Raw genomic sequence first — 19,136 nt, forward strand, 5'->3', positions numbered from 1 at the left:
TTTTTATGTGAGTTGACACGGGTTGCCGTGCCGCGGCGGAACGGTTTTCCTCCCGCCGACATACGCTAAACCAGCGATGCGGGCCAGGGCGGCTGGCGCGCCCTCGTCTGCGGCAGCGCGTCCGGCTCGTACATGACCGGGCGACGCAAAGGAGGAAGCAGCATGCGCATTCTCGTGACGGGAGGCGCGGGGTTTATCGGCAGCCATCTGGTGGACCACCTGTGTCGGGCCTACCCGGGAGCGACGGTGGTCACCTTCGACAAGCTGACGTACGCGGCGTCGCACGCCACGCTGGCCCACCTGGCGCGACACAAAAACCACGTGTTCGTGCGGGGAGATGTGGCCAACCCGGAAGACGTCGAGCCGGTGTTCCGCAACGGGGTCGACGTGGTGTTCCACCTGGCCGCCGAAAGCCACGTTGACCGGAGCATTGCGGCTCCCGAGGCGTTTGTGCGCACCAACGTCTTTGGCACGTACTGCCTCCTGGAAGCGGCCCGCCGGTACGACGTGCAGAAGGTGGTGGTCGTGTCGACCGACGAAGTGTATGGGCCGACCGAACGGGGAGCAGTTGGCGAGGACGCCCCGCTGTTACCAAGCAGTCCATACGCGGCCAGCAAGGCGGGGGGCGACCTCCTGTGCCAGGCGTACGTGCGAACCTATCGGCTGCCGGTGGTGATTACGCGGTGCACGAACAACTACGGACCGCGGCAGCACCCGGAAAAGCTGATCCCCAAGGCCATCCTGTGTGCACTGGAAGACCGCCCCATTCCGCTCTACGGGGATGGTCAGCAGCGGCGGGACTGGCTGTATGTGGAGGATCACTGCCGAGCCTTGGACGCGGCGATGGTGAAGGGAGAAGCCGGCGATGTGTTTCACATCGCCGGGGGAGAGGAGCGAACCAATCGCGAAGTGGCCGAAACGATTCTCCGCCTGCTGGACCGCGACCCTGTGCGCATCGCGCACGTGCCCGATCGCCCGGGGCACGATCGGCGTTATGCCCTCGATGACCGGCGCACCCGGCACCGGCTGGGGTGGGCTCCGCGCGTCTCCTTCGCCGAGGGGCTTGCCCGCACGGTGGAGTGGTACCGCCGCCACCGGGACTGGTGGACATGCGGGTGCTGATTGCCGGCGCGGGCGGGCAACTCGGCACGGAACTGACGGCGTGGCTGCGCCGCTACCGGCCGGAATGGGCAGTGCACGCCTACCGGCGGGAGGAGTGGAACGTCTCCTGCCGCCGGCAGACGGAAGCCCTCATGCGCGACCTGCGCCCCGACGTGATCGTCAATTGCGCGGCGTTTACCCGGGTGGACGCCTGCGAAACGCGCCGCCTCACGGCCCTGCGCGTCAACGCCGCCGCCCCCGCCCTGCTGGCGCGGGCGGCCCAGGCGGTCGGAGCCCGGCTGGTGCACATCAGCACCGATTATGTGTTTGACGGACAAAAGGGTGGCTGCTACGTGGAACGCGACGTCCCCCGTCCGCTGAACGTCTACGGCTGGTCGAAGCGGCGGGGCGAGGAGGCGGTGTTGGCTGCCGGTGAGGGCCATCTTGTCGTGCGGACGGCCTGGTTGTACGGTCCCCGGGGGCCCAACTTCGCCCGGTGGGTGCTGGACCGCCTGCAGCGCGGCGAGACCGTTGCCGTGGTACGCGACGTGATTGGTTCGCCGACCCACACGTGGGACCTGGCCCGGTTTCTCGCCGAGGTGCTTTCCACCGACGCGACGGGGATCGTGCATGCCGCCAACACCGGCGCCTGTTCGCGGTTCACCTTTGCCCGGACCCTCGCGCGCCTGGCCGGGTTGGATCCCGAAGCGGTGCGCCCCGCCCGTGCGGCCGACTTTCCCCTCCCCGCGGTCCGCCCGCTGTACACGCCGCTGTGCTCGACGCGCGTCGGGCGTTTGCCCGTCACCCCGCTGCGCAGCTGGCAGACGGCCCTCGCCCATTTCGTGCAACGGATCAAAAAGGAGGAACGCGCGTGATTGAGGGGGTTCGCGTCAAGCCGCTGGTCAAGTTCGCCGACGATCGCGGGTATTTTATGGAAATCGTGCGCGACGACGAGGACTTGCTCTCCCGTTTTGGCCAGGTTTCGTGTTCGCTGACATATCCCGGCGTGGTCAAAGCTTTTCACTACCATGAACGGCAGGACGACCTGTGGTTCTTTCCCGTTGGCAATGCTCAGGTGGTGCTGCACGATCTCCGGGCCGCGTCGCCGACCTATCGGCACACCGATGTCGTCTACATGGGGGAGCACAACCCGATCGCGCTGCTGATTCCCGCTGGCGTGGCCCACGGGTACCGCGTGCTGGGGGAAAGGCCGGCGTTGCTTGTCTATGTGACGACCGCAGCGTACAATCGGGAACAACCCGACGAGCATCGGCTGCCGTGGAACGATCCGGCGATCGGCTTTGACTGGACGACGCGCTTTCGCTAACGCGCCGGAGGAGGGGTACGACGGTGAAAGGGGTCATTCTGGCCGGCGGCGCGGGTACCCGCCTGCGGCCGGCCACCTGTGTGCTGAACAAGCATCTGTTGCCCATCGGTCCCTATCCGCTCATCTTGTTCGTGATCGGACAGCTGAAGCGGGCGGGGATTACCGACCTGCTGCTTGTCACGGGGAAGGACGACCTCGGCGACTTCGCTGCGTTTCTCGGATCCGGCGAGGCCTACGGCGTGTCGCTGACCTATCGCGTGCAGGAGCGGCCCGCGGGGATTGCCGACGCGCTGCGCTTGGCCCAGCCCTTCACGAAACGGGAGAAGTTCGTCGCCGTCCTTGGCGACAACCTGTTTGAGGACGACCTGACGCCGTGGATTCAAGCCTTTGCTCAAGAAGGGCCCGGGGCGAGGGTGCTGCTCAAAGCCGTACCCGATCCGCGCCCCTACGGCGTGGCCGAGGTGCGCGACGGGCGGATTGTGTCGCTGGAGGAAAAACCGGCTTGTCCGAAAAGCGCCTTTTGTGTGACGGGTATCTACCTGTTCGACGAACAGGTGTATGCCATCATTGCGGACTTGGCCCCCTCGCCGCGCGGGGAATTCGAGATTACCGACGTCAACCGCCAGTACTTGGCCCGCGGCCAGCTGCGCTACGGCATCCTGTCGGGCTGGTGGATCGATGCCGGAACGCCGGAAGCGCTGTGGGAGGCCAACCGCCGCTTTGCCGAACGCGCCCTGAGCCTACACCTCTAACGCGGAGGATGCGCCGGCTTGCGTCCTCCGCGTTGTTTTGCGCCGCCCGCGTCCCACATAGACATGAACTGACGTTGGGGATTGGGGGGGACCGGCATGGGGCCCTCGACAAGCGATGAACGAGCGGTGCGCGAGGCCGTGGCCCTGCTTGCGCCGACGGGGCGCGGCGAAGTATTCTGGCTGGATCTCACGGGCATGTTGCGGTGGGCGCGGTGGCCGGATGACGGGGGCGGTTTGCGAACGCTGCGGGCCAGGCCGGCGGTGACCTGCTTTTCCGCCACGGGCTCCGCGCGACGGGCGCACCTTGTGTGCGCCACGGTGGAGGGGGAAGTGTGCTGCGGACAGCTTCAAGGGGATGCGTGGGCCTGGTTCCCCCTCCTTTCCCTGTCCGCGACCCATGACCGCATCGCGCGCCTCATCCTCTTACCGGCACCCGGCGGGGACCTGTTGGCCCTTGTTCTGGCGCGCCTTCGCACCACGCAGCGGTGGGAACTGCTCACCTGCCGTTTGAGCGGAGAGCCGGCCGACGGCGCGATGGCGCTGCGCCGCACCGGAGCGGTTCGGTTCCCGGCGCCCCCGCGGGTCCCCGCGCCGCTTCAGGCCCTGTACCGGGCGTGGGTTCCTCCTGTTGCCGCGGCGATGGGGAGCGACGGCACCCTCCACGTGCTGCATGTCCACCCCGAGGGTGACGGGCGCATGGCCCTGCACCTGCTGTCGCGCCATGGACGCGGGGTAAAATGGCAGCACCGGCGGATGTCCGTTCAGGGCAGCGCGGCCCACCCGTGCCTGACGCGCGATGGTTCGGGAGTCGTTTGGGCGGCGTGGAAGGAGGGAGACGGCGAAGGCTTCCGGTATGTGGTGATGCCCCTGACCCGGGAGTCCCCCGTTCCTCCCCTGACGGTGGCGGCAGGGGAGGCGACGGATCGCCCACCGGCCCTTGCGCCGCTGGGAGATGGGGTGGGGTTTCTGTGCCACGACGGGGCCCGGTGGCGGCTCTATCGCGTGACCACCCGGCACGGGTCCCCGGCCGTTTCCGCGCATGAAGTGGCACTGCCCGCCGAGGCGGAGGCAGCGGGGTCCCTGTGGCTGGCCGCCTCCCCGGACGGGTGCCCGTTCCTGCTGCATCTTCCGCAAGACGTCCCGGACGGCGTGGCCCCTGTGCTCCTCCGGGTGGCGGACGGTGCGCCCGGGGAAGAGCCCGAAGCCGCGGAGCACAACGCGGGATCGTACCGGCCTGCCGCATGGCCGCACCGATGCAAGCGGCAACGGCGATTTCGCCGCCCGGCAAGCGCGCGCCGCGTCCGGATGCCGGGACGGTGGGCCGCGCTGGCGTTGGCTGTCTGGGTCGCGGCAGGGCTTGCGGGCAGCGAACCGGTTGCGCGCCCCCTCGCGCCGCCGTACGTCGTGCAGGCGGTCCCGGTTTCCGAGGTGGTGGAGCTCCGCGGCACGGCGGTGCCGCCCCGCACCATCGTGGTGCGCGCCCCCCGCGCCGGCCGCATCGACCAGGTATGGGCGCGTCCCGGCGTGCGCGTGGCGGCGGGGGAGGCCTTGGTGACCTATGCCGAGCCGGGGATCGAGGCGGAGCGGCGCCGCTTGGTGTACAGGAGAGAGCTCCTCCGCCTCGAGCGCGACGCCTTTGCGGCCGCCAAGGAGTGGACCCTCCACGCGCCGGTGCGCGGACGGGTGGCCGAAGCGCCAATCGTGCCCGGAGACCCCGTGCGCAGCGGTCAGGTGCTGGTGCGGCTGCGGGATGCGGCCGGGCGAACGACGGTGGACCTCACCGCGGCGCGGGACGGCGTGGTGCGGCAGCTGCACGTGGCGGTGAACGAACGGGTCGCGCGCGGGGCTCCGCTGGTGACGGTTGAGCATCCCCCAACGGTGCTGGCGTGGAAAAAGGCGTCGTTGGCACTCGAACAGGTGGAGCGGGAATTGGAGGCGTTGGCGCGCCGCGCGCGAGAGAAAACGATCACGGCCCCGCAGACGGGGACCGTGATCGAGGTGAACGTCACGCCCGGCACGGCCGTCGCGGCGAACGCGCCGGTGCTGAGGCTTCGGGAAGGGGATGCGGTCCGGGTGATCGTTCCGCTCGACGGGCGGTGGGTGGCCCCGGTACGGCCGGGCCACCCGGTGCGCGTGTGGCCGGAGGGTGAGGCGAAGGAGCCGTGGGTGGGGACGGTGCGGGAAATCCGGCCACAGCCCGGGAGCGACCGGGTTTTCCTCGTGACGGATGTGCCGGTCCCGCCGGCCGAACCGGCCCCGGTGACGGGAGCGGTGACCGTGCGGCTGGTCGTCCCGCGGTGTTCCGCCTGCCTTGCCGTGCCGGTTTCCTACTTGCACGGCACGGACGCCCAGCCCTACGTGCACCTGCGTCTTCCCGGGGGAGAGGTGATCCGCCAACGGGTAACGGTGGGCGTCCGGGGGGGCGGCCTGGTGGAGATCCGCCACGGCGTGGTCCCCGGTGACGTCCTTCTCCCCTAAGGAGCGGGAGTTATCCGTCCACGACAACCAGCGCTCGCGGCCAGGCCTTGCCGTCGATGAGACGATAGGCGCGCACGACGGGAAGGGACGTGCGCAAGGAGACGATCAGGTACACCAGATCGTGTGGGGCATGCCGGAGGTCTTCGCGCGAGGGAACAGCTCGGGCCGTGGGATGGGAGTGGTAGACGGCACACAGGCGTTCTCCCTTGGCGCCGATGCGCGCGAGACACCGCGCGAGATCGGCCGGATCGATCTCGAAGGCGTTGGGACTCTGCAGACGATTGGGCAGCGGCCAACAGGTCAGGGCCCATTCGTCCGTACCGGAGAGAACCCCGCACGCCTCGATGGGCTTTTCGCGCAGGCAGTGTGCGATCATGGCCCCATACGCCGATTTGGTGATGCGGAAGGGTGGGGACGGAAAGGGCCTATGCATGGGTGCGACGGGGTTTCCACGTCACTTTTCCGCACGTTTGGCATCCTCCTGCTGCGGCAGGGGGGGACGCCGGTTCCGGCATCGGTGGTTCCGCGGGGACGGGTGTGGGGGCCGGCTGGTGCAGCACTTCCCCGACGCGACGGCGTAAGGGCCGGGGGAAAACCGTCACCTGGACGCCCGGAGCCTGGGGTGGACGCCCGGGTGCTGGCGGGGGAGTGGCGGCAGCAGCCTGCTGGACGTCGTCCGGCGAAAGCGTCGGTTGGATCCGGCGCAGTCCCTGCTGGATGACGGCGGGGTAGAAATGGGACGTGTCCTCCGCCGGTGCGCGGGATGCGTTTGCCCGCACCAGCAGGGTTTCAGCCGTAAGGGGAGGCTGTGTTTGGTCTGCCGTTTCCTCTTCTTTCTCTTCTGCCGTTTCCGTTTCTTCCGGTGCGACGGGCGGTGTGTCTTGCTCGACCGGTTTACGGTCCGTTTCCGCCTCGGATTCGGCTGCTTCCGTCGCCGGGCCTGAGGCTTCACCGGTCGCTGGCGGTGTGATCGGGTTCACCGGGGGCGTTGGCGCGGCATCCGTTGCGGCGTGTATCGCCTGTTCAACCGGTGCGGTTGCCGGATGCGGTACCGCCTCGTCCCGCTGCGGGGTGACCGCGCCGTCGCTGTGGCGTGGAAAGACGCGCGGAATCACGTGGCGCAGAAACGGTTCCCAAACTTCCGGCTCGATGTGTGCCAAGAGCGGTGCTCGTGCCCCGAAGTAGTCCAGGATCCCCTGGTAAACGGCGAGCGCCATTCGGGTATAGGTTGCCTCCGATTGGGGTCCCTCGTAGAGCGGGACCTCCAGGTAGACCGCCGGAACGCCGTCGGGGAGGGCCAGGCGGGCGCGGTTTCGCAGGCGGAAAGGACTCCAACGGTCCGCGATCAGCACCGCGTTGGACCCGCTGTGTTGCGCAAACTGAGCGACGATCCGGTCGGCCAGGTGCCGGGCGTACGTGTTGCGGTGGGCGTGGGTGCAACGGAGGGTCGAACCGGCTCCCGCGGTGATATAGAGAACAAGATCGTATTGGGGCGCGCGGGCCGGCGGACGGGAAAAGGCAAGATCCACCTTCGCGTCGACCTCTTCGAGATGGGCCATCAATTGGTCACAAAAACCGGCGAGCGGCTCGGCGCCCGCGATGCCCGGTTCCCGGATAAGCAGAATGTGCCGATCTTCCAGCCACTTCCGCAGGAGTAGCGTCCGCTTGGATGGGGAATAGGTGGACGCGATTCCCGCGCTCTCGCAAAGGATCCGAAAGGTGGGGAGATGGCGTTCCGGGATGCGGCATAGTGTTTCCTGTTCATATTGCACGTCGATGGTCATGCTCTTCCCCCTGTTTCACGAGATGCTACCCCACTATATGTGAAACGCGAAAGGAGGGTGCGCGCACAAAACCGGCGCTCGCCCATGTACCCCTAGTGCCCCGCGATCATAGCATAGGAGTGACCCTTGATCCCATCCAAACTCCTTCAGGAAAGGAAGGAATGCCAGCGTGATGAAGGACAACAAGTTGAAAGGTGCGCAAACGCCCACGCCAACGCCCGATTTTGGCGCCATTTGTATCGACACGATCAAGGTCTTTGACTGGATTCGCGTGGTGAACACGATTGAAAACAAGGTCAACATCCCCGACGAGTGCCTGCCCATTCCGCAGGGAACCACCGCGACGTGCCGCATCGTCGACCATTCATGCTTCGAGGCTCCCACCAGCACCCGCGCACCCGTTGTCGTCAACGGGATCACGCTGAACCGCGTCACGATCACCTTCACGGGGACGGTGGAAGTCACCTTGACCCGGCCGGACGGAACCACGTGCACGTTTACCTTCGACTTTACGCGCACCGAGGACTTCGCCCTGTGCGCCCCCGTCGGAACGGTGATCAACTGCTCGATCGTCGCGTCGCAATGCCGGACGCAGGAAATCTTGGGCCAACTCCTTGAGGTGCGACTCGATCTCTGCAAAGACATTCAAGTCGAAGCCCAGGTAAAACTCATGGTCGACGCGGAAGAATGCTTCCCGCGCGAAAACATCCCGATCCCGCCGCCGCCGCCGTTTGTCTGCCCGCCGGTTGTGCCGCTCACCCAGTGCCCCGAGGTGTTTCCCGGCTAGCCATACGGGAAAGATGGGTCGGTAGTGCCGACCCATCTTTCTCTTTGGGTTTCGCGGCCGCGCGAAGGCATAGCATAGAAACGGATGGCCTTCCTTCAGGGAATGAACGGGAGGAGAGACACCGTGCAGCGGAAAGGAAGAAACGCCGACCCCGTGCGGCTGGCTCGCCTGTATCGGCAAAAAGCCCTGGCGTACAAGGAAAAGTTCGAGGACTTGCGCCGCCGCACCCCGCCGCACCACGCCGAGGCGTGGTTTCGCTATACCGTGGTCCTGCCGCAACGCGAAGGGGAGCCGGTACTGGTAGTGGGCAGCTTTGACGTGAAAAATACGGGATCGGAAAGCCTGCACGACCCCGTGGTGCTGCTGCGCATGACGCCCCCTAACACGGGGACATTCTCGACCCGGGTGCTCGATCCCCAGTGGTTGACCGTGAAGGGGGTGTATACGGCCAGGGGTACGCCGACCGGATGGGTGTATGTCCATGAGGATTGGCAGGAACGGGCACGATCCGGCGGGGAATACTGGATCCGCTTACAGGGGGCGCCTCCCTTGGAACCGGGGGGCTGGCTGCGCGTGGATGCGTTGCAGTGGCAGCTTCCCCACCAGACGCCCGGTTTTGAGGCGCGCCTGGAGGGATTTGTGTACTTTCAGGAAAAGCGGGACGGCATTGCCGCCGGGAACAGTATCGCCGTCTCCTTTTGACGCGACCGGGCTTGCGGCATTCCGGGGCGTGGCGAAAAATCCAAGGGGCCTTCCCCGAACGGGGAGGCCCCGGCGTTGCTTACTCGGCGCCAATGCCAGTTTGCGAGCGGATGTACAGCTCGGGAAACCGCGATAGGGCCCGCGTGTCGCGGGAGAGGACGGTGCCCAGATAGGCCCCGAGGAAGCCGAGGGGGACCGACACGAGGGCCGGGTTGTTGAGCGGGTAGATGGCCGTCTCCGGGCTCATGACGTTGGGGCTGATCAGCACCAACCCCACCGAGGAGACCAGCCCCGTGAGCATCCCCACGACGGCCCCGGCGGTGTTGAAGCGTTTCCAGAAAAGCGTCAGCACGATCACCGGTACGTTGGCGCTGGACGCTACGGCGAAGGCCAGCCCCACCAGGTATGCCACGTTCATGTCCTTGGCGAGCAGCGCAAGCAGAATGGACGCGACGCCAACGCCGACGGACGCGATCTTGGCGACTTTCACCTGCTCGGTTTCCGTGGCCCGACCGTGGCGGATGACGTTGGTGTAGAAATCGTGGGCAAAGGCGCTGGCCGCAGAGATGACCAGCCCGGCGACGACGGCGAGAATGGTCGCAAAGGCCACCGCAGAGATGAAGGCGAGGAAGAAGGGCCCGCCCAGCGCTTCGGCCAGCATCGGGGCGGCCATGTTCCCGGCCTTGTTGACGGCCTGAATCTGGTCTTGGCCGACGAAGTAGGCAGCGCCAAAGCCGAGGAGCGGTGTGAGGATGTAGAAGAGGCCGATGATGATCATCGCGACGACGACCGATTTGCGCGCCTCCCGCGCCGTTGGAACGGTATAGAAGCGAATGAGAATGTGCGGAAGGCCCGCCGTGCCGAGCACAAGGGCGAGGTTCAAGGACAGGTTTTCCCACGGGTTGGTGAGGTATTTGCCGGGCGCCAGGAAATCGTGCCCGAATTTCTCGGCCAGTGCGTTCCAGAAGGCAATGGGGTTGAAGGAAAACTCCTTCAGCACGAGAAAGGCCAACAGTGCGGTTCCGAGCATCAGCAGGACCGCTTTGATGATCTGCACCCATGTCGTGGCCAGCATGCCGCCAAACGTGACGTACAGCGTCATGAGCACGCCGATGATGATGATGGACAGCTCGTAGTCGAGGCCGAGGAGCAGCTTGATGAGGCCGCCGGCGCCCACCAGCTGGGCGATCATGTAGAAGGTGCTGATGGTCAGCGTGCTCAGGGCGGCCACTGACCGCACCGGCTTTTCGCTCAGACGGAGGGCCAGCACGTCGGCCAATGTGTACTTGCCGGTGTTGCGCAGCGGCTCGGCCACCACGAGCAGCACGAAGAGGTAGGCGACGAAGAAGCCGAGGGAGTAGATGAATCCATCGTAGCCGTTCAACGCGATGATTCCGGCAATTCCGAGGAACGAGGCGGCACTCATGTAGTCGCCGGCGATGGCCCACCCGTTTTGCACGCCGGAGATCGCGCGGCCGGCGGTATAAAATTCGGTTGTCGATTTGGTGCGCTTGGAAGCCCACCAGGTGATGGCGAGGGTGACGACGATGAAGGCGACAAACAGCCAAAAGGCCAGCAGGTTCGTGTCGTGTGACACGGGCGCATCCCTCCCAATCCGTATGGATGGAATCGCTTTCAATTTTGCCAACGAAACGGATTACCGCCGCGACAGGAAGCGCTGGCGGATGGTGTCGGCCACCCGGTCGAACCGGTTCGCTTTTTGCGCATAGAGGATCGCGATCGTCCAGGCCATGACAAACTGGGAAAGGGCAAAAACATGGACCCACGTGATGCTGGCCGCGATCTTGGCGTTCAGGAACGTAAAGAACCCGATCAGCACGATCAGCGCAAAGTAGTAGACGAGGAAAAAGATCGTGGCCGGAACGATGAACCGCTTTTTCTCCGCGACCAGGTGGCGAAACGTTTCGTCGCGTGCCACCTCCTCCCACAGGCTGTACGGCAGGTGTTCCGGTTTCATTGGCGCGAGGGGGTTGCGTTCTGCGTTGGTGTCCGCTTTTTGGCTCATGCGGCTTCACCCTCCTGAATTGCGAAAGAATTGTGTTGTTTTCACTTCCCAAGATACGGAACGTTCAATAAAAAGTCAAGTAAATTATGAAAATTTAATAAGAATAAATCGGTTCTCCTCAATAAAATTCAGAAAATAAATTTGGTGCAGAAAGCGCTTTCTTTCAGTTGAAAAGCAAGAACACCACCGCCAATTGCGGTAAAGAATGTGTATTCGGTAGGCGGATAACCGGCTTCCGCACAAAGAAGATAAAACGTTCATTTCCAACCGATCATGATTGTAAAGATGATCGAAGCGAACCGATTGGAGCCCGCCGGTGTGGCGTATGCCCCTGCCAGTGCGCAAGGCCTTCCCGCGTATGGGAAGGCCTTCTTCGGAACGAACCGTTTTAGAAAGGGATACCGAAGCGGGCCATGTACCAGTCGTCATCGTGCACCCGGTGGGCCAGGTACCAGGCGCGGGCGTCCCAGACGTCGCCGGCGCGGACCGTGCGAATCAGCTGCGCGCCATAGGGGGCCTCGCGCACCAGCGCCTCGGCTTTGGCGATGCGCGGCTCGGAGAAGTGACAGTAGGCCAGTACGAGCAGATTGGCGTTCACGTGTTCGGGCAGTACGGGATACGGATGACCGGGGCGAAACACGTGGCCGACGCGTACCCCGGGATGGACGAACAGGCGAAAGCCGAATATCCACAGTTTCAGCGACAGCTCGATGTCCGTAAACCCCCACGTGCGGAACCGCTCGTTGCACCCCTGCACCGCCCGGAAGGCGGCGGTCTGGATGGCGAAGGCGCATCCGGGGATGACGGGGACGGCATACGGCGCGGTTGCTTGGCGCGGCAGCCACGTGTACCGGAGCCGGCCGTCAAAGGTGACGCCGAAGCCGACGCGCCGCGGGCGATCGTGGGCGTAGACTGCCGGACAGACGGCGTCGGCGGTTCCGGTTTCGAGGAGGTCGATGAGCGGGTCGAGCCAGTGGTCGCGGACGAACACGTGCCCGTCGAGAAAGACCAGATACGGTGTCGTGGCGAGGGCGGCGCCCAGGTTGCGCGCGTTGGCCACACCGAGACCGGGCGTGCGGTGGACGGTGACCGGCCCGCTGTTCCGGTATGGCTCGAGGGCGTCGGCCCCGCCGTCCGTTGAGCCGTCGTCGACGACCAGGATGGTGTAGGGTACCGCCGTTTTCGCCTGAAGGACCCCGGCGACGGTTTGCGCCAGATATGGCCCTTCGTTTCTGGCGGGGATGACAATGGTGACCAGCGGTGCGCGACTCATGCAAGCCCCTCCCGTTGCAGCAACGCGAGCCACTGCGCGGCTGCCTTTTCTGTTGTGTAGTGCGCTTCCACGGTGCGGCGCCCGGCGGTGCCCAAGCGGCGCCGCAGTGCGGGATCGGCGAGAAGTCGCTCGAGGCAGGTTTCCCATTCTTTTGGGGTGTCGGCCAACAACGCGTTTTCCCCGTGGCGGACGATCTCGCCGTTTACCCCCACGGGCGAGGCGACGGCGGGGATGCCGGTCGCCAGGTATTCCAGCAGTTTGAACCCGCATTTTCCGCGCGCCCAATCGTCGGAAAAGAGCGGCATCACCCCGATGTCGAAGGTGCGGAGGGCCGTCGACCAACCGTCGGCCGTCCAAGGCCGAAACCGAACGGGGAGGTCCGGCCAGTCCGGCGCGCGATCGCAGACGACGGAAAACACGAACGGGATGCCGCGGCGGTGCAGCCCCGCAAGCGCCGGACGGACGACGGTTAAGTACGGCAGATTGGTGGACGAGCCGATCCAGCCGATGACCGGTACGCCCGGCGCTTCTTCCTCCTTCGGCGGGTACGCCGCCAAGTCGAGGCAGGTGGGGATGACGACGACATTGCGGGCCCCGTGTGCGCGGGCGTAGGCGGCCAGGAAGGTGTTACCGCAGACGGTGACCGCGCTGGCCTGCACCATCTTGACCAGCCGTCGGCGACGTGCCGCCACGCGTCGGCGATGGACCGGATGCGCCGGCGATTCGTTGGGGGCATAGGCAAAGTAGGCGTCGTCGAGATCGAAAACGAGGCGGATACCCGCATTCCGCAACCGGCGCAGCCAGCGGTCGTCCAGCAAGCGTTTTTGGAGGACGAGGGTTGGCTGTTCGGCGCTCCGGGCGAGCACCTGGGCAAGGGCTTGGGGATCGTGGGGGTTGAGCACCCGGAAGTCTACGCCGGCGCGCGCAAGATGGGGGAGCAAAGCGTAGACGCGGGCGCGCGAGCTGGCGGTCCGTTCGTCGCCGAGGGGGAGAACGAATAGGGGCAGACCCACCACCTCCGGACGGCTCCCTCGCGAACGCGGGGATAGAAATTGGGAACGTGTGGATCGGCAAAGCCCCATACGCCCCGGGGGGCTGTTCCATAGACTATGTAGCGATCGCGCGTCCGGTGTGTGCCTTCCCGGGTCGCGATCTCACGAACGGGAGGGAATGCCGTGCAGCCGCTGCGGATTGCCGTTCTCACGCCGGAGTCACGGGTTTCGGCCGGCTATCACTACCGCGTGGCCGTTCCCTTTTTTTCTGCGGTTCGGTCGGGCCGGGTCCGCCTGCTGTTCCCGGGTGACGGAGGCCTGTCCCTCGACGCCGTCCTTGCGCAGGCAGACGTGGTGCTCGTCCAGCGCATGTTCCCCGTTCCGGGATGGGACGTGGCGCACCTGGTGAAGGCGCTGCGGCGCGCGCGAATTCCCCTCGTATATGAGCTGGATGATGATTTGACCAACCTGCCGGCGACCAATCCGCGGAGGGCGTACTGGGAGGGGAAACGGGACGCCGTGGTCCGGCTCGTGTCCGAGGCCGACATGGTGGTGGTGGCCACGGAAGCCCTGCGGGCGCGCTTCGGTCAGGAGAACGGCAACGTCTTTGTCTTTCCCAACCACTTGGATCCGGACGTGCTCGCCAATCACGGGGTTGTCCGCCGCCCGCGCCCGGCCGGCGGCCGCGCCCTGTGCGTGGGGTATGCCGGGTCGCCCACCCACGAGGCCGACTTGCGTCAGGTGGAGGCGGTGCTGGCCGACCTGGCCGCGCGGTACACCGGCCGCCTTTCCTTTTGCTTTTACGGGTGTGCCACCCCGGCCCTGCGCCGGCTTCCTGGCGTGTCGCTTCGCCCGACGGGCCATTATTACCGGTATCTGCAGCGGCTCGTCGCCCTCGGGGTCGACGTGGGCGTGGCCCCGCTGGTTTCCCACCCGTTTAACGCGTGCAAATCGCCCGTCAAGTACCTGGAATACACCTTTGCCGGCATTCCTGGCGTGTACGCGACCCTTCCGCCCTACGCCGAGACGGTTCGCCACGGGGTGACCGGTTGGGTGGCGGCGACGGCGGAAGAATGGGCCGCAGGTATCGAGCGGTTGTTGGCTGATGACGCACTGCGCCGCGCGATGGTTGATGCCGCATGGGCGGCGTGCGCGGGTCCCGAGGCGCGGCGGCGACTGGAAGCCGACCGCGCAGCGTACCTGGCGCGGCTCCTCAACCTGGCAGCAAGGAGGGAACCCCGATGATCCGCTTTGGAACGGACGGTTGGCGCGCCCGCATTGGAGATGGGTTTACGCTGCACAACGTCCGCCGGGTGGCCGCGGGCATTGCCGGTTACCTGAAGCGGGCCCTGGGCCGGGCAGCGGGAACGGTGGCCGTCGGGTACGACGGGCGCTTTCTGTCCGCGGAAGCGGCCGGCGAGATAAGCCGGACGCTTTCCGTCAGTGGCCTCCGCGTGTTCCTTGGGCGGTCGATGATGCCGACGCCGCTGCTTTCGTTTGCGGTGCGGCAAATCGGCGCCGATCTGGGGGTGATGGTGACGGCCAGTCACAACCCGCCGGTGTGGAACGGGATCAAGCTGAAGTCGTCCCGCGGGGCGTCACTGGATCCGGCAACGGTTCAGGCCATCGAGGAGGCCATCAACGGCTCTGCCGGCGATGCGGTCCTGCCTGCGCCGCTCCCGCCCGCCCGCGTGCTGTCGCTAGACCCGCTGGAGGCCTATCAGATCCACGTGGCGGAGCGCATTGATCTGGCGGCCATTGCCCGCTGGGGCGGCAAGGTGGCCGTGGACGCCATGTACGGTTCAGCCCAGGGGATGCTGGCCCGGTTGCTGGCCCCGATAGGTGTGGCCGTCGAGGAGATCCGCAACCGGTATAACCCGGGTTTCGATCGCGTGCCGCCGGAGCCGATCGCGCGGAACCTGGAACCGTTGCGGGACGCGTTGCGGCGCCGTGCGGCCGACATCGGGTTGGCCTTTGACGGGGATGGGGATCGCCTTGGCGTGATCGACGAGCGCGGGCGCTACCTCACGTCGCACGAGGTGTTTGCCGCCCTGCTCACCTACCTGGTGCAGGACAAGGGGCTGCGGGGTACGGTGGTCAAAACGGTTTCCGTCACGGCGATGATCGACCGCATCTGTGCGGCGCATGGCTTGCCCCTTGTGGTGACGCCGGTGGGGTTCAAGCACATCGCCGCGCGCATGGAGTGGACGGACGTGCTGATGGGCGGGGAAGAGAGCGGGGGGTTCGGCTTTCGCGGGCATGTTCCGGACCGCGACGGCTTGTTTACCGCGTTGCTCGTGCTGGAGATGCTGGCCCGCTCCGGTGTGCCGCTTTCCGAGCAGGTGGATCGCCTGCAGCAAACCTACGGGCCGCACCGCTACCGGCGCGAAGACGTTCCGCTGGCGCGCCCGGTCACCCTCGGTGCGGCAGAGGCGAAGGAGGCCATCCGGATGGCGTCGGCCCGATACGGGGCGCAGCGGGGTGAAACCCTCGACGGCATCAAGCTGTGGTTCGGGGAAGAGTGGCTGCTGCTGCGGCCGTCTGGCACCGAGCCGCTGGTGCGCCTCTACGCGGAGGCGGCCGCCGACGACCGCGTGGACCGGTACCTGGCAATGGGGAGGGATCTGCTTATGCGTTTGTGGCCGGATGCCGTTTCACAACGGACGAGGTAGGGAGGAGATGGAAATGGAAAACGTAGCCGTGCTGATCTTGGCCGGCGGACGCGGCAGCCGGTTTTGGCCGCTGAGCCGTCCAACATACCCCAAGCCCTTTCTGACCATCTTTGGCGAGCGTAGCCTGTTGCAGGCCACCTACGATCGGGTCACCCGGGCTTTCCCGTCGGCACCCGTCTTCGTGGTTACCGAAACCCGCTTTGTCGCGCATGTGCAGAAGCAGTTGCCGGAACTGCCGGAATGGGCCATCCTGGTCGAACCGGTGGGCCGCGACACAGCGGCGTGCATCGGGTGGGCCGTGCTGCAGCTTGAGCGGCGCCTCGGTGGTGATCCCGTGCTCGTCACGCTGCCCTCCGACCACTTCGTCGGGGATGACGCGGCCTTTTCCGCGGCGCTGCAGGAAGCGGTCCGGGTGGCGGCGGGAGGAGACCGCATCGTGACGCTGGGCGTCCGTCCCATCCGCCCGGAAACCGGTTACGGATACCTGTTTGCCCAGCCGGAGGAGCGCGAGGGGATGGCGTACCGGGTTCGCCGGTTTATCGAAAAGCCTCCGCTGGATAGGGCCCGCCGCATGATGCGCATGGAGCACTGCTACTGGAATTGCGGCATCTACGTGTGGAAACGATCGGTGGCGTGGGCCAACCTCGTGATCCACCTGCCCGATGTGGCGCAGCGGCTGGCCGCCTTGGCCGCGCGGTCCGGCGGTGGCGCGGATGATGGCGACGAGGCGTTTCGCGAGGGTTATGGGCGGTTGCCCGCCGTATCGATCGATTACGGCGTGGCGGAGAAAGCGGAGAACCTTTTTGTCCTGCCGGTGTCCTTTCCGTGGGATGACGTGGGCAACTGGAATGCCCTTTCCCGCGTCAGCCCTGTCGACAAGGCCGGCAACGTGGTGCGGGGCCCGTTTCATGGCCTGGACGTGAAGGACTGCATCGTTGTATGCCGGAAACCGTTGGCCGCCATTGGCGTGGAGAATTTGGTCCTGGTGGAAACGGACGAGGCGGTGCTGGTTTGTTCGCGCGATCACGTACAGCGGATCAAGTCGTTCTTGCAGGAAACGGGGCTGGGAGGGGAGCTATGATGGGGGGGCCATTGCCGCTGCCGGTCATTTATGTTCTCGAAGCGACGGGGCTGTCCGGCGGTGTCAAGAACGTGTTGGAACAGGCCAACCGCCTATACCAGCGAGGCGTCGACGTCCGCGTCGCGTCGTTGGGGAGGCGCCCCCGCTGGTTTCCGTTGCGCGTGCCCTTTTTGCGCTTTCGTGACTATCGCGCGCTTGTCGGCGCACTGAAAACGGTGGAAGCCATCAAAGTGGCCACGTGGTGGAACACGGCGCAGGCGGTATGGGAAAGCTGCGACGCGGCGCGGGGTGGGCGGGGCATTCCCGTCTACCTTGTGCAAGACATCGAGACGTCGTACTACCCGGACGACGCGGCGATGCGCAAGCGCGTCGCCGACACGTACCGCCTGCCGATGGCCTGCCTGACGATCGCCCCGTGGATTGCCACGCACCTGCGCGCGCACTACGGTAGGGAAGCGATTGATGTTTCGATCGCCGTGGACCACGACGTGTTCTTTCCCCAACGCGACGACTCGGTTGACCCGCGGAGCATCCTGGCCTGCGCCCGCCCGCGCCAGCGCATCAAAGGCTTTGACGTGACCCTCGAAGCGGTTCGGCGGGTGCGGGAGTCGCTGGTCGACGTATCCTTTGTTACCTATGGCCTCGAATCGTTCCAGGTGACGTGGATCCGCCACCGCCACCTCCTGCGCCCCCCCGATACGATCCTGGCCCGGCTGTATTCCAACTGCGGCGTGTTTGTGCAGAGTTCGCACCACGAGGGATTCGGCCTGCCCATTTTGGAGGCCATGTCGTGCGGAGCGCCGGTCGTGGCCACCCGCGCCACGGGGAACGAAACCTTTTGCCGCGACGGTTGGAACTGTCTGCTGGTGGAACGGGGCTGTCCCGACCAGCTGGCGGCGGCCATCCGGCGCGTGCTGACCGATCCGGAGCTGGCGCGTACCCTGGCCGAAGGTGGCCGGAAAACGGCCCGCTTTTATACCTGGCCGGCGGTGATCGACCGGTTGGTGGCCGCCTTCCAGCGCATCGCTCGCGACAGGGGGCTTGCGCGCGCATGCAGGTGATTTGGAACGAAGCCAACATCTTTTCCGTCTTCGGTGGCGGGTACAGCCAAGCGGCGCGCGGTTACGTGATCGGGCTCCACCGCCTGGGGGTGGACGTGAAGATCGAGAAGCCGCCCGCCCCCGGCAGCGAGTTGCTATCACCTGAGGAGTACCACACCCTGCTCGCGCTGTACCGCAAACCGCGCGCCCGGGTGAACAAGTTTGTCGTCGATCACACGGTTCCCGACTATTGGGCGCGTCGGGGTTCCTACGCCGTCGGGTTCACCTACTGGGAGACGTCGCGTCTCCCCGATCTGTGGCCGGACTGGTGCCGGAACCGCAAGGCGGTGTGGGTGAGCAGTCAACACAACGTTGACGTGTTCCGTTCCAGCGGGGTGAATGCCCCATTGTTTCATATTCGTCCGGCCATATCCCCACCGGGGCCGGTCAGCGGCACCCTGCTGCCCTCGACGCTGCCGCCCTTCCGGTTTTTCACCCTTTGCGCCTGGGGGGAGCGAAAGGGGTACGACGTCCTTCTGGAGGCGTTTTGGAAAACGTTTCATGCCCGCGAGCCGGTTTGTCTGGTCATCAAAACCTTTGGCACGCCGGACCTTGAGCGGGAGATCGCGCAACGGAAACGGCGGTGCGTCGGTGACAAGCCGACCCCACCGGTGTATGTGGTCGGCTGGCCGATCTCCCATGCCGACCGCATCCGCCTCTTCCAAGAGTGCCACGCTTTTGTCCTGCCGTCGCGCGGCGAAGCGGTGGGGTATCCGCTTCTGGAAGCGGCGGCGATGGGTCTTCCCGTCATCACCACCGGGTGGGGAGGCCAGACCAACCTTCTTCCCTCCGACTTCGCCTATTTCATCCCGTACCGCCTGGTACCTGTACGGCCGCAGCCGTATTACCACGGCTACCAGCCGAACCAGCTGTGGGCCGAACCGTCGGTGGACGCCCTCGGGCAGCTCATGCGCCACGTATACGAAAACTACGCCGAAGCGAAAGGGCGCGGCGAACGGCTGCGCACGCACGTGTTGACCCACTTCACCCTCGAACAAGGCGCCCGTGACATCGTGCGCGCCATCGCGCAGCTAACGGGGCGTTCGCCGGTCTAAATTCTT

At 65.9% G+C, this 19,136-nt stretch carries 18 protein-coding genes; 12 read left to right on the forward strand and 6 right to left on the reverse strand.

Annotation, left to right across the window (positions count from 1 at the left end; genetic code table 11):
- Positions 1-162: 162 nt before the first annotated feature.
- The 5 genes from rfbB to ACYQ0Z_RS06575 all read left to right on the forward strand — a co-directional run bounded on the left by rfbB (position 163) and on the right by ACYQ0Z_RS06575 (position 5,658).
- Positions 163-1,122, forward strand: coding sequence for a dTDP-glucose 4,6-dehydratase (gene rfbB, locus ACYQ0Z_RS06555; protein ID WP_459865706.1), 960 nt, complete (start codon positions 163-165; stop codon positions 1,120-1,122).
- Entirely contained in the window at positions 1,110-1,976 is an 867-nt protein-coding gene (gene rfbD, locus ACYQ0Z_RS06560) for a dTDP-4-dehydrorhamnose reductase (RefSeq protein ID WP_459865708.1), read from the forward strand. Before rfbB ends, rfbD begins: the two co-directional genes overlap by 13 nt.
- Complete coding sequence (locus ACYQ0Z_RS06565; RefSeq protein ID WP_459865710.1) at positions 1,973-2,428, forward strand: dTDP-4-dehydrorhamnose 3,5-epimerase family protein; 456 nt, start codon at positions 1,973-1,975, stop codon at positions 2,426-2,428. Before rfbD ends, ACYQ0Z_RS06565 begins: the two co-directional genes overlap by 4 nt.
- 23 nt (positions 2,429-2,451) lie before the next feature.
- On the forward strand, positions 2,452-3,180 hold the full coding sequence (locus ACYQ0Z_RS06570) for a sugar phosphate nucleotidyltransferase (protein WP_459865712.1): 729 nt from the start codon (positions 2,452-2,454) through the stop codon (positions 3,178-3,180).
- A gap of 96 nt (positions 3,181-3,276) precedes the next feature.
- Positions 3,277-5,658, forward strand: coding sequence for an HlyD family efflux transporter periplasmic adaptor subunit (locus ACYQ0Z_RS06575; protein WP_459865714.1), 2,382 nt, complete (start codon positions 3,277-3,279; stop codon positions 5,656-5,658).
- A 10-nt stretch (positions 5,659-5,668) separates the two neighbouring features.
- On the opposite strand, the gene ACYQ0Z_RS06580 is transcribed toward ACYQ0Z_RS06575, so the two are convergent.
- On the reverse strand, positions 5,669-6,091 hold the full coding sequence (locus ACYQ0Z_RS06580; RefSeq protein WP_459865716.1) for a M67 family metallopeptidase: 423 nt from the start codon (positions 6,089-6,091) through the stop codon (positions 5,669-5,671).
- A complete protein-coding gene (locus ACYQ0Z_RS06585; RefSeq protein ID WP_459865719.1) occupies positions 6,084-7,442 on the reverse strand; it encodes a hypothetical protein in 1,359 nt (452 codons plus the stop codon). The genes ACYQ0Z_RS06580 and ACYQ0Z_RS06585 overlap by 8 nt, the downstream gene beginning before the upstream one ends.
- A 172-nt stretch (positions 7,443-7,614) precedes the next feature.
- On the opposite strand from ACYQ0Z_RS06585, the gene ACYQ0Z_RS06590 reads away from it, so the two are divergent.
- Together ACYQ0Z_RS06590 and ACYQ0Z_RS06595 are read left to right on the forward strand one after the other, a co-directional pair.
- The gene (locus tag ACYQ0Z_RS06590) at positions 7,615-8,229 is read left to right on the forward strand and encodes a BMQ_0737 family morphogenetic spore coat protein (protein WP_459865721.1); all 615 of its coding nucleotides are present in this window, start codon (positions 7,615-7,617) and stop codon (positions 8,227-8,229) included.
- A gap of 123 nt (positions 8,230-8,352) precedes the next feature.
- A complete protein-coding gene (locus ACYQ0Z_RS06595; RefSeq protein ID WP_459865723.1) occupies positions 8,353-8,931 on the forward strand; it encodes a hypothetical protein in 579 nt (192 codons plus the stop codon).
- 79 nt (positions 8,932-9,010) lie between these two features.
- Here the strand turns inward: ACYQ0Z_RS06595 and ACYQ0Z_RS06600 are convergent, their stop codons facing one another.
- The 4 genes from ACYQ0Z_RS06600 to ACYQ0Z_RS06615 form a co-directional block, all read right to left on the reverse strand.
- Positions 9,011-10,528, reverse strand: a complete 1,518-nt coding sequence (locus ACYQ0Z_RS06600) for a solute symporter family protein (protein WP_459865725.1) — start codon at positions 10,526-10,528, stop codon at positions 9,011-9,013.
- 60 nt (positions 10,529-10,588) lie between these two features.
- Positions 10,589-10,957, reverse strand: coding sequence for a DUF485 domain-containing protein (locus ACYQ0Z_RS06605; RefSeq protein WP_459865727.1), 369 nt, complete (start codon positions 10,955-10,957; stop codon positions 10,589-10,591).
- Positions 10,958-11,345: 388 nt separating this feature from the next.
- The gene (locus tag ACYQ0Z_RS06610; RefSeq protein WP_459865729.1) at positions 11,346-12,230 is read right to left on the reverse strand and encodes a glycosyltransferase; all 885 of its coding nucleotides are present in this window, start codon (positions 12,228-12,230) and stop codon (positions 11,346-11,348) included.
- Positions 12,227-13,246 carry a glycosyltransferase family 4 protein gene (locus ACYQ0Z_RS06615; protein ID WP_459865731.1) on the reverse strand — a complete coding sequence of 340 codons (1,020 nt, stop codon included), beginning with the start codon at positions 13,244-13,246 and terminating at the stop codon, positions 12,227-12,229. Before ACYQ0Z_RS06615 ends, ACYQ0Z_RS06610 begins: the two co-directional genes overlap by 4 nt.
- 159 nt (positions 13,247-13,405) lie before the next feature.
- On the opposite strand from ACYQ0Z_RS06615, the gene ACYQ0Z_RS06620 reads away from it, so the two are divergent.
- The 5 genes from ACYQ0Z_RS06620 to ACYQ0Z_RS06640 are packed head-to-tail and all read left to right on the forward strand — an operon-like array spanning position 13,406 to position 19,130.
- Positions 13,406-14,467, forward strand: a complete 1,062-nt coding sequence (locus ACYQ0Z_RS06620; protein ID WP_459865733.1) for a glycosyltransferase — start codon at positions 13,406-13,408, stop codon at positions 14,465-14,467.
- The gene (locus tag ACYQ0Z_RS06625) at positions 14,464-15,894 is read left to right on the forward strand and encodes a phosphohexomutase domain-containing protein (RefSeq protein ID WP_459865735.1); all 1,431 of its coding nucleotides are present in this window, start codon (positions 14,464-14,466) and stop codon (positions 15,892-15,894) included. The genes ACYQ0Z_RS06620 and ACYQ0Z_RS06625 overlap by 4 nt, the downstream gene beginning before the upstream one ends.
- A gap of 13 nt (positions 15,895-15,907) precedes the next feature.
- Complete coding sequence (locus tag ACYQ0Z_RS06630; protein ID WP_459865737.1) at positions 15,908-16,975, forward strand: mannose-1-phosphate guanylyltransferase; 1,068 nt, start codon at positions 15,908-15,910, stop codon at positions 16,973-16,975.
- Entirely contained in the window at positions 16,975-18,036 is a 1,062-nt protein-coding gene (locus ACYQ0Z_RS06635; protein WP_459865739.1) for a glycosyltransferase family 4 protein, read from the forward strand. The genes ACYQ0Z_RS06630 and ACYQ0Z_RS06635 overlap by 1 nt, the downstream gene beginning before the upstream one ends.
- Positions 18,027-19,130 carry a glycosyltransferase family 4 protein gene (locus tag ACYQ0Z_RS06640; RefSeq protein ID WP_459865741.1) on the forward strand — a complete coding sequence of 368 codons (1,104 nt, stop codon included), beginning with the start codon at positions 18,027-18,029 and terminating at the stop codon, positions 19,128-19,130. Before ACYQ0Z_RS06635 ends, ACYQ0Z_RS06640 begins: the two co-directional genes overlap by 10 nt.
- Positions 19,131-19,136 lie beyond the last annotated feature (6 nt).

It is taken from the genome of Calditerricola yamamurae, assembly GCF_054654135.1.